At 50.9% G+C, this 14,198-nt stretch carries 15 protein-coding genes; 8 read left to right on the top strand and 7 right to left on the bottom strand.

The window, feature by feature from the left end:
• Positions 1 to 131 precede the first annotated feature (131 nt).
• Positions 132 to 458 carry a P-II family nitrogen regulator gene (locus NST99_RS01650; RefSeq protein ID WP_038585008.1) on the top strand — a complete coding sequence of 109 codons (327 nt, stop codon included), beginning with the start codon at positions 132 to 134 and terminating at the stop codon, positions 456 to 458.
• Positions 459 to 575: 117 nt separating this feature from the next.
• Here NST99_RS01650 and NST99_RS01645 read toward each other — a convergent pair whose 3' ends face one another.
• Positions 576 to 1,817 (bottom strand): DUF445 domain-containing protein, encoded by a 1,242-nt coding sequence (locus NST99_RS01645; protein WP_341089318.1) that lies wholly within the window; start codon positions 1,815 to 1,817, stop codon positions 576 to 578.
• Positions 1,818 to 2,114: 297 nt separating this feature from the next.
• Here NST99_RS01645 and NST99_RS01640 point away from each other — a divergent pair, with 297 nt between their 5' ends.
• Entirely contained in the window at positions 2,115 to 2,978 is an 864-nt protein-coding gene (locus NST99_RS01640; protein WP_341089316.1) for a Cof-type HAD-IIB family hydrolase, read from the top strand.
• An 11-nt stretch (positions 2,979 to 2,989) separates the two neighbouring features.
• Positions 2,990 to 3,445, top strand: a complete 456-nt coding sequence (locus NST99_RS01635) for an Imm30 family immunity protein (protein WP_341089314.1) — start codon at positions 2,990 to 2,992, stop codon at positions 3,443 to 3,445.
• 62 nt (positions 3,446 to 3,507) lie between these two features.
• On the opposite strand, the gene NST99_RS01630 is transcribed toward NST99_RS01635, so the two are convergent.
• Complete coding sequence (locus tag NST99_RS01630) at positions 3,508 to 4,389, bottom strand: helix-turn-helix transcriptional regulator (protein ID WP_341089313.1); 882 nt, start codon at positions 4,387 to 4,389, stop codon at positions 3,508 to 3,510.
• Between the two features lie 166 nt (positions 4,390 to 4,555).
• Between NST99_RS01630 and NST99_RS01625 the strand changes: the two genes are divergently transcribed.
• Positions 4,556 to 6,880 (top strand): UvrD-helicase domain-containing protein, encoded by a 2,325-nt coding sequence (locus tag NST99_RS01625; RefSeq protein WP_341089312.1) that lies wholly within the window; start codon positions 4,556 to 4,558, stop codon positions 6,878 to 6,880.
• Positions 6,881 to 6,980: 100 nt separating this feature from the next.
• Here NST99_RS01625 and NST99_RS01620 read toward each other — a convergent pair whose 3' ends face one another.
• The 3 genes from NST99_RS01620 to NST99_RS01610 form a co-directional block, all read right to left on the bottom strand.
• Entirely contained in the window at positions 6,981 to 7,568 is a 588-nt protein-coding gene (locus tag NST99_RS01620; RefSeq protein WP_038584991.1) for a 50S ribosomal protein L25, read from the bottom strand.
• A gap of 76 nt (positions 7,569 to 7,644) precedes the next feature.
• Complete coding sequence (locus tag NST99_RS01615) at positions 7,645 to 8,595, bottom strand: DUF1861 family protein (RefSeq protein WP_341089310.1); 951 nt, start codon at positions 8,593 to 8,595, stop codon at positions 7,645 to 7,647.
• A complete protein-coding gene (locus tag NST99_RS01610) occupies positions 8,561 to 8,857 on the bottom strand; it encodes a helix-turn-helix domain-containing protein (RefSeq protein ID WP_052091753.1) in 297 nt (98 codons plus the stop codon). Before NST99_RS01610 ends, NST99_RS01615 begins: the two co-directional genes overlap by 35 nt.
• A gap of 187 nt (positions 8,858 to 9,044) precedes the next feature.
• On the opposite strand from NST99_RS01610, the gene NST99_RS01605 reads away from it, so the two are divergent.
• Genes NST99_RS01605 through NST99_RS01595 form a run of 3 tightly spaced genes read left to right on the top strand, consistent with a single transcriptional unit; the run spans position 9,045 to position 12,410 of the window.
• Entirely contained in the window at positions 9,045 to 10,229 is a 1,185-nt protein-coding gene (locus NST99_RS01605; protein ID WP_341089308.1) for a glycosyltransferase family 4 protein, read from the top strand.
• Complete coding sequence (locus NST99_RS01600) at positions 10,229 to 11,335, top strand: glycosyltransferase (protein WP_341089306.1); 1,107 nt, start codon at positions 10,229 to 10,231, stop codon at positions 11,333 to 11,335. Before NST99_RS01605 ends, NST99_RS01600 begins: the two co-directional genes overlap by 1 nt.
• Positions 11,328 to 12,410, top strand: coding sequence for a mannose-1-phosphate guanylyltransferase (locus NST99_RS01595; RefSeq protein WP_341089304.1), 1,083 nt, complete (start codon positions 11,328 to 11,330; stop codon positions 12,408 to 12,410). Before NST99_RS01600 ends, NST99_RS01595 begins: the two co-directional genes overlap by 8 nt.
• Positions 12,411 to 12,533: 123 nt before the next feature.
• Here the strand turns inward: NST99_RS01595 and NST99_RS01590 are convergent, their stop codons facing one another.
• Entirely contained in the window at positions 12,534 to 12,770 is a 237-nt protein-coding gene (locus NST99_RS01590; protein ID WP_341089303.1) for a DUF6953 family protein, read from the bottom strand.
• A gap of 174 nt (positions 12,771 to 12,944) precedes the next feature.
• Between NST99_RS01590 and NST99_RS01585 the strand changes: the two genes are divergently transcribed.
• Entirely contained in the window at positions 12,945 to 13,316 is a 372-nt protein-coding gene (locus NST99_RS01585; protein WP_341089302.1) for a hypothetical protein, read from the top strand.
• 93 nt (positions 13,317 to 13,409) lie between these two features.
• Here NST99_RS01585 and NST99_RS01580 read toward each other — a convergent pair whose 3' ends face one another.
• The gene (locus NST99_RS01580; RefSeq protein ID WP_341097517.1) at positions 13,410 to 14,186 is read right to left on the bottom strand and encodes an ABC transporter permease; all 777 of its coding nucleotides are present in this window, start codon (positions 14,184 to 14,186) and stop codon (positions 13,410 to 13,412) included.
• Positions 14,187 to 14,198 lie beyond the last annotated feature (12 nt).

The following is a 14,198-nucleotide window of genomic DNA, read 5'->3' as shown; positions in this document are numbered from 1 at the left end:
GATATGGCCTGCAGTAAATATTATACTCGTATTGTAAGCGTTGCCATTAACAAAATGTATTGCTTATACCGCTATCATGAAATTGGCAACCCCCTACAACACACTAATGGCTGTAGAAAGGGTGCATCGTTATGTTAATGATCAAAGCTATAGTTAGACCCGAGAAAGCGGATGAAGTCATGGCTGAATTAATGCTTGCCGGCTTCCCCTCCATCAGCAAGATGGATTTGCTAGGCCGCGGGAAACAAAAGGGAATTCAGGTCGGCACCAACTATTACAATCAAATTTCCAAGAAGCTGCTGATGATTGTCATCCAGGATGATGAGAAGGACGATGTAATCAGCATTATTATGAGAACGGCAAGAACCGGTGAGCACGGCTCCTTCGGTGACGGTAAAATCTTCGTGCTTCCTGTACTGGAAACCTTCACAATCAGCAACGGTAAAAACCAACTGTAACCCTTGTCCCTTTGATAGACAGGTCAATAGAAAAGAGGCAGCACAACATCCCCCGGTTCCGGCTGTTCCGGTTCAAGGGTACGCTTTGCTGCCTCTTAATGTTGTAGTCTTCTGACTTTAGATCATCTGGATGACTGTAAGCACAAGTCCCACGACAAAGCCGCATACCGCGCCGTTGACACGAATCCACTGCAGATCCTTGCCCACCTTGTCCTCCAGCATGTTCACCAGGCTGGCATCATCCATTTGATCAAGGTTCTCCTTGACCAATACGCCAAGCCGGTAATGGTTAGCCTCCACGAAGGTGATTAATGAAGCGCGAATCCGCTCCTCCCAGCTCTCCGTCCACTCCTTTTCCGTACTGATGCGCCGGGCCAACAGGGCATACAGTGCAAACAGCTTGCGTCCTCCGGAGCTGCGGTCCTCTTCCAGCATCGCAACCGCCTTGCCGCGCAGAGCCTCCAATTGCTTATGCAGAAACGCTGAAGCCGCTTCGCCTTGCAGCTCCTCCAGCGCCCATTCCTTCAGTGAAAGGATCCGCGCTTCGTCGTTCACAAGCTGAAACAGCGCGACGCGGATTTCCTGAATGATCTGCTCACGGTAAGGATTATCCGCTTCACGGAAATCCCGGATACCGGATTGCAGCATGCCCTGGAGCATTTCTCCCAGCATTTCGGCATCCACAAATCCGACAAATGCCTGAAAGGCCATGCCTTTCAGCCCCCCCAGCTTCACCTCAGCCAGTTTCTCACTGGCGATCTTGCCGAGCATCGCCCGTGTCTCAGGGCGGCTGCTCCAGCCGGAGATGCCTTCAAGCGCATAATCAAGCGCGGCAATATCCTTGCCGTCGTTCATTAGTTTGGTGACGATGTTGTCGGCGGCGGTACCAAGCTCCGCTTCACGGATATAATCTGCAACAGCCGTCTGAAGATAAGGAACCGCCTTATCTACCGGAAGCCGCTGAACAAAGGTGCTGAGCTGCTCCAGCATGCCGGCTCTTGCTTTTTTCCTTGCTACGAACTTCGTCAGCAGTCCGCTGCCGAGCGACACGAAGCGGATCTTGCGTAGCTTGTTCTCGATGCTCTCTTTGTTCAGCAACTCATTCTCCATAGCGGAGATAAGAGACTGAATGATCTTATCCCGGTTCTTCAGCAGAAGCGAGGTATGCGGAATCGGCAAGCCCAGCGGATGGCGGAACAGTGCGGTAACTGCAAACCAGTCGGCAATTCCCCCTACCAGCCCGGCTTCGAAGCCGCCTCTCAGCAGAACAACAGCCAGATTATCCGGCAAAAACAGTGTAAGCAGAAAACCGCAGGCCATGACAGCCAGCGATATCGTAGCTAAATTTCTGGATTTCATCTTTATCCCCCTTACCTAAAGCGTCGGACAGCTGTTTCCCTGGACAGGGAAATACCGCCAATCACATTGTGACCCTATGAGCTGACGATTACGGCGGCCGTTCACTTATTAGTCTGCCTTTCATTGTACCACGAGTAAACTCCTTTCTGAAAATTCCAGTGCGCTACACATTTTCTACGGTTGGTTTCTTTACATGAAAATGGATTTTTTATTTTCAGAACATTAATGATAAGATACTAGGAACGATCATTGCCCTAGAAGGGGACAACCTGCAGTACAGGAAGGAATGCAAACGATATGCTGATAGCACTCGATATGGATGGAACACTGCTTAACGAAGAAGGAATCATTAGCCCTGAGAACCGGGAAGCGATAGTACACGCCCAAAACCAGGGGCATATTGTAATCATCGCCACAGGCCGCTCTTACATGGATGCCGAGCGGCAGCTGCGGCTGGCCGGGCTGGAATGTCCGGTAGTCAGTCTGAATGGAGCCGTAGTGACGCTGGCTGACGGGACGCTCGTGGCAAGCAAGCCGCTGAACAAAGAGAATATTATTCCCGCGCTGCGCTGGATGAACGAAATTCCTGAATTGTATTATGAGGTGTACACAGAGGATAACGTGTATGTAGAGCTCGATAAACGGGTGCATCTGGAGAAAATATCGGAGCTTAAAGATGACGAGGTGCCGGAAGAACTCCGCTGGCTGCTTAAAGCCATGATCGACCAGCAGTTTCAGCAGGCTGCCGTGACCTACGTGGAAGACATGGAGAAAATCTGGGGCAAAGAGGATAAAGTCATCTACAAGACGCTGGCGTTCTCGCTGAACCTTGAGCTTCTGAAAGAAGCCTCTACACGTTTCGCCGCCATTCCCGGACTCATTATCACCGCTTCTCATGCCAACAATATTGAGATTAACCATCAGGACGCTAATAAAGGGGCCGGTGTAAGCATGCTGGCTGAGCATTTCGGCCTGGCTCTGGAGCAGGTAGCTGTAATGGGCGACAGTTACAACGATCTGCCGATGTTTGAGGTGGCCGGCTACCGGATCGCCATGGAGAATGCTGCTTCAATCCTCAAGGAAACGGCCGATTTCATCACGCTCAGCAATGCTGAGCATGGTGTGGCAGCGGGAATCCGCCATCTTTTGGACAAGGCGTAGGGGGAAGCTAAATGAACATGTATCCAGGCATTGCCCTGCTGTATGATAATCGGATGCTGCGCACAGAGCTGGAGTGCGAACAGTTTGAGCAGGCCCTGGAAGGCCTGGCTGGGGATACGGAGGATGCTGTGATCCAGCAGATTTTCAAGGTGTTCGATGATGATACCGAACAGGAGGAGGTTATGTTCGGTCTTGTTCATTTTCTGGAGAGCTACCAAATGGAGATGTACCTGACCCAACTGCTGGAATCGCTGCCGGAGCTGCTGGAGACAGGCCGTAATTGGGCGATTATTTTGATCCAGAGAATACTGGGCGATGACAGCTACCGCAAGGAGTTTGCCGACATCGCCGCCGGCATGCCCCTGCGGATCAAGAGATGCCTGGCGTTCCTGCTGGAAGAAATCAAGGAAGACAAGCCGCGGCTGTTCGAGCGCAGAGCCAATTCTATTCTGGGGAAATTAAAATAAGCGCAGCAAAACCCCGTTCCCAGGATACTTCACGTTGCATGGGAAGGGGCTGCAGAAGCCTATTATTGTTCAAAATCGAGATTGACCGGCGCAAGCGGCAGGGTATCTTCCCCGCCTTCATCTGTCGTGGGCGTCTTGGCATCTACGACTTCGAAGCGGAACTGATCGACCCATGCCTTGCCGGAACCGTTCAGCAGGACCCCGAAAGCTATCGCATGGCTGTCCTGCGGAATATCCAGAATGACGTTGTATTGATTCCATTCTCTGGAGCCTTTAATGGGCCTCTGGGCCATATTATCAAATTTCAGCATTTCCCCGTTCGCGGCATCGACTCTCATCCATAAGCCGGCCCATCCGAAGATATCCCCTGCTTTGACAAAAGCAGACAGCTTCAGCCTCTGCCCGCGGTAGGCTTCCGAGCTGAATATTTGCATGAGTGTAACAAATCCGTTTTCGCTTGCATTACCGGATTGCAGCAACGCCGATGCCTTGCCCATATGCACTTCCGATTTGTCCACCTTAACATCATAGCCTCCGCCGTTCATGCCGGTTATGGTCCAGCCCTGCAATGCCTTTTCTGTACTCATCCTGATCTCTCCTTTATTAAGTTCTCTTGAATAGGTCCGGTATTGTCCGGGGGTGAGCCGGTATGCTTTTTTGAAAGCGCGGGAGAAGGCCTCCTGAGATTGAAAATGGTACTCCAAGGCGATATCGAGAATACGCTTATTGCTGTAGATCAGTTCCCCTGCCGCTTTCGCAAGTCTTCTCCGCCTTACGTAATCCGCCAAGGTTTGCCCTACTACCGCATAGAAAATCCGGTAGAAATGGTGGGTAGAAAATTTGCTGTGCACCGATACTTCCCTTAGGGTAATCCGCTCTGTGAGATTCCTCTCTATATAGTCCAGTGAGCTTCTCACCGTTTTGAAGTGCATTTTATCGCTCATTGGCGTTCCCTCCTCTGTTCCAAAAATAACATAGCGGCCAAACGGATATTTGATCTTTTATCTCATAAATCGGCTGTTCTATACAGAAAGGGAAATACAGTGGTATAGTGTAAACTGGCTAAAAATTAAACCAAACCCGTATTGTAAACAAACGAAGGTGAATCTAATGAACAAGCTCTTATTTCATAATATACCGCTGGGCGCTACCGGCGAACGGATTCCCCAGGCGGCAATCGCCTCAGCCCGGACCAGCCGCGAGATGGTGAAGCCGGAGGACGGCGATGCGGCTTATTTCCGTTTGCTGGAGGAAGGCGGAATTCTCCTGAATCAGCCGCAGATCGCCGCAGTACGGCATTACCAGGGTCCGCTGCTGACGCTGGCCGGGGCAGGCTCCGGCAAAACTTCGGTTCTGATCTGCAGAACCGGTTATTTGCTGTCGGTGCGCGGCATATCCCCCAGCCGCCTGCTGCTGTTGACCTTCTCCAGCAAGGCGGCAGCGGAAATGCGCGAACGCATTGCAGTGCTGCCGGGCGTGAGCGAAAACGACGCAGCGCGCCTTCAGGCCCGCACGTTCCACTCCTTTTTCCTCTATTTCCTGAGGCGTCAGGGTCTGCGGCAGGACATCTTCCATGAGACACGCCGCCAGCACATTTTGCTGAAGCAGATCATGCGCGAGCTGGGGCTGCCAAAGGATGCTTATCCGCCGGAAACCCTGCTTGCCCTGCTCTCTTCCTGCAAGATGAATATGGGTGAGCCGGAGAATCTGCCGGAAACTACAACCGCCGAGCAGGAAATGAAGGCCGTCCTGGCCCTGTATGAACAGTGGAAACGGGATAATCACAAAATTGATTTCGACGATGTGCTGCTAATTGCCTACAGGATGCTGCAGGAGCAGCCGGCGCTACTGCAGGAATTGCAGAATAAATTTCAATATGTAATGGTTGATGAGTTTCAGGATACGAATGCGCTGCAATATGAACTCGTCAAAATGATCGCCCATCCGCAGCATAATCTGATGGTCGTCGGGGATGATGACCAGACGATATACTCCTTTAACGGAGCGCGCAGCGAGTTCATTCTTGAATTCGAGAAGCTTTATCCTGGCGCGAAGGTTATTACGCTTGATATCAATTACCGTTCCGGTCCGGCGATTGTTGGCTTGGGCAACGGAATCATCCGGCATAATACGCGGCGGCGCTCCAAAACGCTGCAAGCGGCCAAAAATGGCGGCAGCCCGCCACGGTACCTGCGCCCGCAGACGGCGGACGAGGAAGCCGAGCAAATTGTGGAGCATATTGTAAGCCAGGTTGACGGCCATTCCCGGGAATACCGCCATTTTGCACTGTTGTACCGGGCGTCGAGCAGCAACCGGGCAATTCTGGAGCTGCTGCTGCTGCGCGATATTCCCTACATTGATTACGGCGAAGGCCAGCTGCTCTACGAGCATTGGCTGATTTCCCCCGTGCTGGACCACCTGCGGCTGTCCGTGAACCGCCGGAACTTTGCCGCGATGGAGAATATTCTGCCGACCCTCTATATGAACCGCGAAAAGGGTATGGACCATATCCGCCGGATGGAGGCCATCCAGCCCAAGCAGGGACCGCTGATTCATCTGCTGTCGATGCCCGGCATGGAGGATTTCAAAGGAACCAAGCTGCGGGAACGGCTGGAGCTGATCCGGGGGCTGGGCAGCGTAACTCCAGTACAGGCTATCCGCCAGATCCGTATCAACTTCTATGATTACTTCATTGAAGCCAATGAGCGTCATCAGGCTACACTGCACCGGGAAACGCTAAAGGAAATGCTGGACGAGCTGGAAACCTCGGCGGAACGGTTCGACAACATCACCGTCTTCCTTGATTTTATTGATAATATTACCGAGCGGAATGAGCTAAGCCGCCAGACCGGCCTGAAAGAGCAAGGCAACCGGATTGCACTCATGACCATCCACAAATCAAAAGGGCTGGAATTCCCGGTAGTCTTCCTGATCGGAGCCTCTGAGGGGATTCTTCCCCACAGTTCCGCGCTGGAGGGTGACCGGCTGAAGGACCGGAAGACAGCAAAATCGACAGTAGGCAGCCCCCTGAAGACCGGTCCGGAGTCCGGCATTGCAGCGCTGGAAGAAGAACGCAGACTGGCCTATGTTGCCGTCACGAGAGCCCGGGAAGAGTTGTTCATCAGCTCGCCGGCAAGGCATCGGGGCAAAAAAGCTGAGGTCTCCCGCTTTATGCTGTCCGCCTTCCGCTCTGCCGTAGCTTCTTCTGCGCCTGCTGTGTCGGGATTAAGAAACGGGTATAACAGAACAGAGCACAACTCCACCAGAACGTCAGCGACAAGAACCCATACCGTTGCCGTCTGGAAATGCACCGGTACAAATTGTCCGGGCTGGACCCGGATGAAAGCCGGCGGAGCCGAGGATCACTTACCCTCCAAGCCCTGCCCGCTCTGCAGCTCCCCTATGGAACAAAGCACACGGGTAGTTCCCGTATAACAGATATTTCGCAAAAAAAAGCCCCTTCAGGCAGCTTTGGCTGGAATCATGAAACCATGAGTTCCCTGCACTGCTGCCGGAAGGGGCTATTAATGTCCTCTTATACTTGAGCCGGAGTCTCCGCCGGTTCTTCAACTTCTTCATGTACTGTTTTGATCTGAATCATTACTGTGCTCGGATCCGTCAGCACCTCAATGCCCTTCTGGAAGATCAGATCGGAGACAGCCAACTGGTCGCCAATTTCCAGACCGCTGATATCTACTTCCATGGAAGAAGGCAGATCGCCCGGCATGCAGCGAACTTCTACTTCATAGATTTCAACCTGAAGTACCCCGCCAGCTTTGACACCAGCAGCTTCACCGGCAAAATGGATCGTTACCTTGCTGTCCATACTGATCGACATATTCACATGCTGAAAGTCGATATGCTGCACTTTGCCTGAAATGGAGTCCTTCTGGATATGTTGAACAACTACCGGAACCACCGTATCGTCGGACAATTTCCCTTGCAGGATTGCCCGCGGGTTGGTTCTAATCACGTTCAACAGCTCTTTCTCTCCCACTTCAAGGCTTAGAGTATCTTTTCCAATACCATACAGCACAGCCGGAATCCGTCCTTGCTTTCTTGCGACGTTCAAGTTGGACTGTGTTTCTTCCGTACGATTGTTCAATAGAATAAATTTACTCATTTTTGTTTTCCCGCTCTCTTCGACCATAAATTCTTGTCATTAGAAGCATAACACGACCATAGAATCTAGTCAATTCTCACCCGTTTAGCTCATACTCCAAAAAGGGATCGGGAAGTTCAATTCTGTAGGCTTCGGCATCGCTGACGCCCACTGACAATACCGCCAGCCCGTGCTCTCCCCGAACCAGCCCGCCGCTAAAGATAACGTCCTGAAGATCCGGACGTTTGCCGGGACCGATCGGAAAATCACTCCTTGCGGCAATAATCTTGATCGGTGTGGTTTCAAACGTACCGGGATTAAGCGAGAAGACCATGGAGTAGTAATGTTTTTTTCCTAAGCGGTCAAAACAGGCGATATGTCCCAGAACGCCTATATGACCGTTCTTCAATAATTGGGCTTCATTCGCCCCGCCCCACTCCTCGGGCACAAACTGATCTTGAAATATTTCCGCTTCCAGAAAGGTCTGCTCATTTAATTCCTCCAGCGAATCGATAATCGTGAAGCCGATCATCCCTCTTCCGCCTTTCTCTCCTTGCGGCCGAGTGAATACACCGATCCGGCCATCCTGAAGCTCTATCAGCCGGATATCCTTCATCATTGCCGGCCCGGACGAGAAGTGGCGCATGGAATCAATGCGGTACCCGCGGTAGAACTGCGTAACCCACGAGACGATTTTCTGCGGGTCATCCCCTGCGGTAATCACTTCAACCCCGCCCACAATCAGTTCTCCCTTGATGTGGGTTACACAGGGGTCCTGCAGATTATAGGTATGTGTATGCGCACGGGGTATCCAGACGCCATCGCAGAGTGTAAAAAAGAAGACTTGAGAGAACTCACTGTCCCGTTCCTCAACTCTTCCCAGAATCACTTCCTCCCCGTCATGTACAAACGGGGCCGTTATATTGTATACATCGCGTTTCCCAACACCGGAAAAAGCCAGCTTCTCCACGCTCACCTGACGGAGCCTAGCATAAAAGGTGTCCAGCAGTTCGTTACAGGTTGCCGTCTTGAACGGTCTCCTTGTCATTGCCTTCCTCCTCATATTCGTTTGCTTTATCTATCGCCCAATCGTTCTCATCCGCTTCCATCCGGATCAATTCACCGGGCTGGATATTGAAATAGGTACAGAGCTTCAGAAGCAGATCCCGGGGATACTGCACCATCTCGTCTTTGTACATCCGCCGGACGGAATCGAAATGGTAGTTAATCTCTTTGGCAAGCTTGCGGATTGATAACTTGGGGTCATGTTTCTCCATAACCTCACTTAATTTACTGCGTATAACCGGCATTCCTTCACCTCCTACATCACTATATCTGGAGAACAGAGGAGAGTCAATAAATTGACAAGAAAAAATGGTCATGTTATAGTATGGGCAGGAAATAAATTGCAGAAGTCAAATTTTATACCACTTCACTTCAGAAAATAAGAACTCCTTATTTTCTTTTTTTTTCATAAAAATTCTTAGGAGGCTCTCTATGTTGAATCATGACAGCAACAACCGAAACATTGTTTTTCTATCTACAAGCCTGCCTAGAGAATGCGGAATTGCTACGTTTACCCAGGATTTATTAGATCAATTTACCGGGCTGCCGGGCTTCAATACGCCTCGGGTCATCGCCATGAACAACAATGAAACTTACCAGTACAGCAGCCAGGTCATGAGGGAAATCAACCAAGATACGTTGTCTGACTATATAGAGGCCGCCGATGAGCTTAACAAATCAGACGCCCATTTGCTCGTCATCCAGCATGAATTCGGCATCTACGGCGGGGAAAGCGGAGAATATCTGTTGTCATTGATCGAAAGGCTCGAATTGCCGTATGTAGCTATTTTTCATACCGTATTAAGAGAACCTACAGCCAAGCAGCACCTTATCATCAGCCGGATTGCAAAGGGAAGTGTCAAGGTAGTAACGATGGCCCAGTCCACCCTGCACGATCTGACCTCCATCTATAATATCGAGGATTCGAAGATCGCCTGCATCCATCACGGTGTGCCATATGTAAAAACAGCTACTAGAGCGGAGCTTAAAGTGCAGTATGGTTTCGGAGAACGCAAGATCCTCTCTACCTTCGGCTTTTTAAGTCCCGGCAAGGGAATTGAATATGCCATTCAGGCCATGCGCGGAGTGGTGAAGCAGCATCCGGATGCGCTATATATCATCTGGGGCAAAACCCATCCCGTAGTCAAGCTGGAAACGGGTGAAGTGTACCGGCAAAAACTGACGGACCTCGTCGGCGAATTCGGTCTGTCCGATAATGTGCTCTTTGTCGATAAGCTGTTGACCCAGGAGGAAGTTATTGAGTCGCTGGTGATGTCCGATATCTACTTGACCCCCTATCTCGGCAAGGATCAAGCCGTAAGCGGCACGCTTGCCTATGGCGTCGGCTATGGAAGAGTAATTGTTTCCACCCCTTACCGCTATGCCGAAGAAATGCTTGCCGAAGGCAGAGGCCTGCTGGCAAAATTCCGTGATTCAGCTTCGCTGGAGGACTGCATCCTCGAACTCCTGGATGATCCGGCCAAAGTGGAGGCCATGGAAAAACGGACCCAAGAGCTGGGACAAACGATGATGTGGAATGAAGTTGCTAAATCCTACGCTGCGATTTTTCGGGAGAAAATTTCGCAAGTGAGCCTGGCAGACCGGAGTGTGATTTGATGCAAACCTCCGTTGCTGTAACGTTCAAGGCGGATTACATGCGCAGAATAACCGATGATACGGGAATTTTTCAGCATACCAAGTTTGGCGTCCCCGACCGTTCGAAGGGCTATACGACCGATGACAACGCCCGGGCTTTAATTGCAGCTGTTCTGTTGTATAAGAAGGATCAGGATTCCGTCTCGCTCGACCTGATCCACACGTATCTCTCCTTCATTCATCACGCACAAAATGATCAGGGCAACTTCCGGAACTTTATGGATTATAGCCGTTCATTTCTCGAGGACAACGGCTCCGAGGATTGCCAGGGGCGTACGCTTTGGGCACTTGGCTTCGCCCTCTCCTATTCGTCGATTCTGCCCGACAACCTGCTGAATACCTGCCGTTATCTGATCAATCAGGCGCTGCCGCATATAGAAAAGCTTGGTTCGCCCCGTGCCGTAGCTTATGCCGTCGTAGGCCTCAGTTATCTGATCAAAACGCCCGGCGCGTTAACCTACTCCTTTCCCTATCCCCATACGCCAAGTACGGCAGAGGAAAAGGCATTTCTGTCCAAAGACTTCATCACCGGCCTGATTGAGCGCATCGCTGTCCGGCTGCATAATCAGTATAACCGCACCAAGGGAGAAGGCTGGAACTGGTATGAAGACAGCCTTACGTACGGAAATTCCATGCTTCCCTGGGCGCTGCTGAGGGCTTTCAAGCTCTCCGGAAATACTGCGCTTAAGCATACAGCCAAAGAAAGCCTTGATTTCCTTGCTTCACGGACTTTTGCCCGGGAGGGCTATTACAAGCCCATCGGCAGCCACGGCTGGCTGCTGCGCGGCGGGGAGCCGGCTCTCTACGACGAGCAGCCCATCGAAGCCTGCGAAATGCTGCTGACCTGCCGGGAGGCTGCGTCCGTTCTTCAGGACCCGTCTTATCTGCAGCAGGCTGACTTATGCTATGCATGGTACACAGGGCATAATTCCTTAAATTTGCCGCTGATTGATCCACAATCCGGGGCTTGCTATGACGGTATCCACAGCAGCGGGCTGAATCTGAATCAAGGGTCGGAAAGCATCATTTCCTTCTCCATTGCCCACCTGGTGACCCATCATGGATAAATACGCGACCATCCTTGCCGGCGGAGGGGGCACCCGGTTCTGGCCGCTGTCCAGGCAGGAGATTCCCAAGCAGCTGCTCAATATCAGCGGCAATGACATCATGCTCAACGATACGATTGAACGCTTCAAGGGCATTATTCCCCAGGAGAACACCGTCATCGTGACAAACCGCACTCAGGCTGTGCTGCTGGAGAGCATTATGCACAGCAGCGTGCAGAAGAGCAATATTCTGATTGAACCCGTGGCCCGCAATACCTCCGCCAGTATCCTGTTCGCTGCGTTCTCTATACAGCATATGGCCCAAGAGGATTCCTTAATGGTCGTCCTGCCCTCCGATCACTATATCACTGATGAACCGCAGTTCCGGCTTACGCTGGATGAGGCTTGTACGGTAGCCATGGAAAGTGACCGGATTGTCACGATCGGCATCAAGCCTACCTTCCCTTCTACAGGCTATGGTTACATCGCTTATGACAAAGAACCCATCTCAGCAAGTCCGGTAGCGGTCTATGATGTGGCTGAATTTGTGGAGAAGCCGAACTTCCAGAAAGCCCAGGGTTATCTCGCGTCAGGCAATTATTTATGGAACAGCGGGATTTTCATCTGGAAGACATCCGTAATCCTTGATAATTTCAAGCGTTACCTCCCCCGGCTGTACAACACCATGCTACCGATCAGCGAGGCGCTTGGTACGGATCAGGAAGCGGAGACGATTAACCGCATTTATCCCCTGCTTCAAAATATTTCGATTGATTACGGAGTCCTGGAGCGTTCTGACGAGGTGGTAGTCCTGTCCGGCCAATTCGGATGGAATGATATCGGCAGTTGGGATGCGCTCGGCGCTATCTTCCCTCCGGATGAGTCCGGGAACATTATTAAAGCCAACCATATAGGCATTGATACCCGCAATTCGATCATTTACGGAAACGGGCGGCTGATCACCACGATAGGTGTAGACGGATTTATCATTGCCGATACCGGAGATGCGGTCCTCATCTGCCCTAAGGACAAAGCTCAATCCGTCAAGGACATCGTCGATCTGCTCAAGGAAAAGGGCATGACTTCATATATCTAAATTCCGCAAAATGTAAGAATGGCTGTGGCTCCCGGCTTGTTTATTTCAAAAAAAGTGACCGTTGCTCTAATAGCAACGGTCACTTTTTTTGAATTCATTTATAGATGTTCGGGGTTCCCGCAATTAAGTCCACGCCCACAGGAAGCCGTCGCGGTCCCAGGCAATCCTTCCGGCATGCAGCTTGCGGAAAGCCTTCTTCACTTCCTTGGACAGCGAAGCATTTCCGTTCTCGTTCACAAATACAAATTGCTCACCAAAATTCGCCTTCACGTATTCAATCGCAGCAGCCTGGTACAAGGTTCCGGTAAATTGGATCTCCTTGACCATCCACTCCGCAACCTCTTGCGCAGTAACTTCCATCAGGTGTTGCCCCTTTCGATCATCCTCTATTTCAATGTTCCCCCATTATAGCATAAACAGCGCCGAATCCTGGAAATGTCCAGATAGGGTGTAAGTGTCCAGATGAAACTTATATCACTTCACTGCGTCAGTATTTACAGAAAGTTAGATTCCGATCTTCCGGAGGAACTGAAAATGAATAAAGCGTACAAAGAGTTATTTCTGAATACAGTCTATCTCTCCCTTGGAATTAGTGCAGTTTTCGCAGGTATAGGAGCGACAGTTAACGATGAGTCCCCGCTGGGGTTCTCCTGGGGGTTTAATTTTCTCGGTATTTTTCTGTTTATATATTTTTATAATCTGATCGTGAGTGTAATAAATTTCATCCTGACCAAGCTCTGTAAGTTATTGGCCGTACGGCTTATTGTCTTTAATGCTGCGGGGCTTTTATTGACTGCACTGCCTGCCTATCATTTTCATGAGTGGTTCCTGCTCAGCCTGTATGCTTCATTTATTGTCCTGTCGGCCCATTCCATATGGAGCCAAGGAACGGCTGACCGCCCGTAACCCCGCCTATTCGTCATTATTATAGAAGATCAAACAACCGCCCGGAGAAACTGGGCGGTTGTTTGAAGATTCAATATGAAGGAAATAGAATAGCTACCGCTTCCGCACTGCCACGCTGACCACACCGTAGCGATACAGCACCTTACGGCCGAACCAGTTGAACAACCGGTCGGTGAAAAAGCCCATAAATCCAAGGCAGAACAGCCCAACAAAAATCCAGTCCGTGCGGAAAAACAGCCGCGAATTCCAGATCAGATAGCCTACGCCTTCGTTCGAAGCGATCATTTCAGCACCGATAATCGCCATGTAGGAGGCTCCCATCGCCAGACGTACGCCGGTAAAAATATACGGAGTCGTAGCCGGAACAATAACATGCAGCAGAATTTGCCATTCACTTGCGCCCATGCTGCGTGCCGAACGGATTTTATCCTCTTCCACAGACACCACCCCGGTCAGCGTATTCAACACCACAATAAAAAATGTCGCGTACATGATCAGCGCGATCTTCGATTGCTCTCCGATGCCGAACCAGACCAGAAACAGCGTAATGAAGGCGATCGGCGGAATAAAACGGATAAAATTCAGAAACGGCTCCGCAAAAATACGGATTACATGGACTTTGCCGATTACAAGTCCTACAGGGATAGCAATCAGACTGCCCAGCACCCAGCCGACCAGCACCCGGTAGAAGCTGATGCCGATATATTTCATCAAGGTACCGTCACTAATCAGCTCCCGCCCGCCTTTAAGTGTAGCCCACGGTCCGGGGATCACATCAGGTCCATAGAGCACTGCACCCAATTGCCAGATCGCCAGTGCGGCCAACCACAGCAAAGTGACGGAGACCCATTTTTTCTCTATCCATTTCATCATGCTTCACAC

It is taken from the genome of Paenibacillus sp. FSL L8-0470 (genome assembly GCF_038008625.1).
Lineage (GTDB): Bacteria > Bacillota > Bacilli > Paenibacillales > Paenibacillaceae > Paenibacillus_AQ.
The sequence above is the reverse complement of the archived record's forward strand: the minus strand, read 5'-3'. Positions and strand labels throughout refer to the sequence as shown.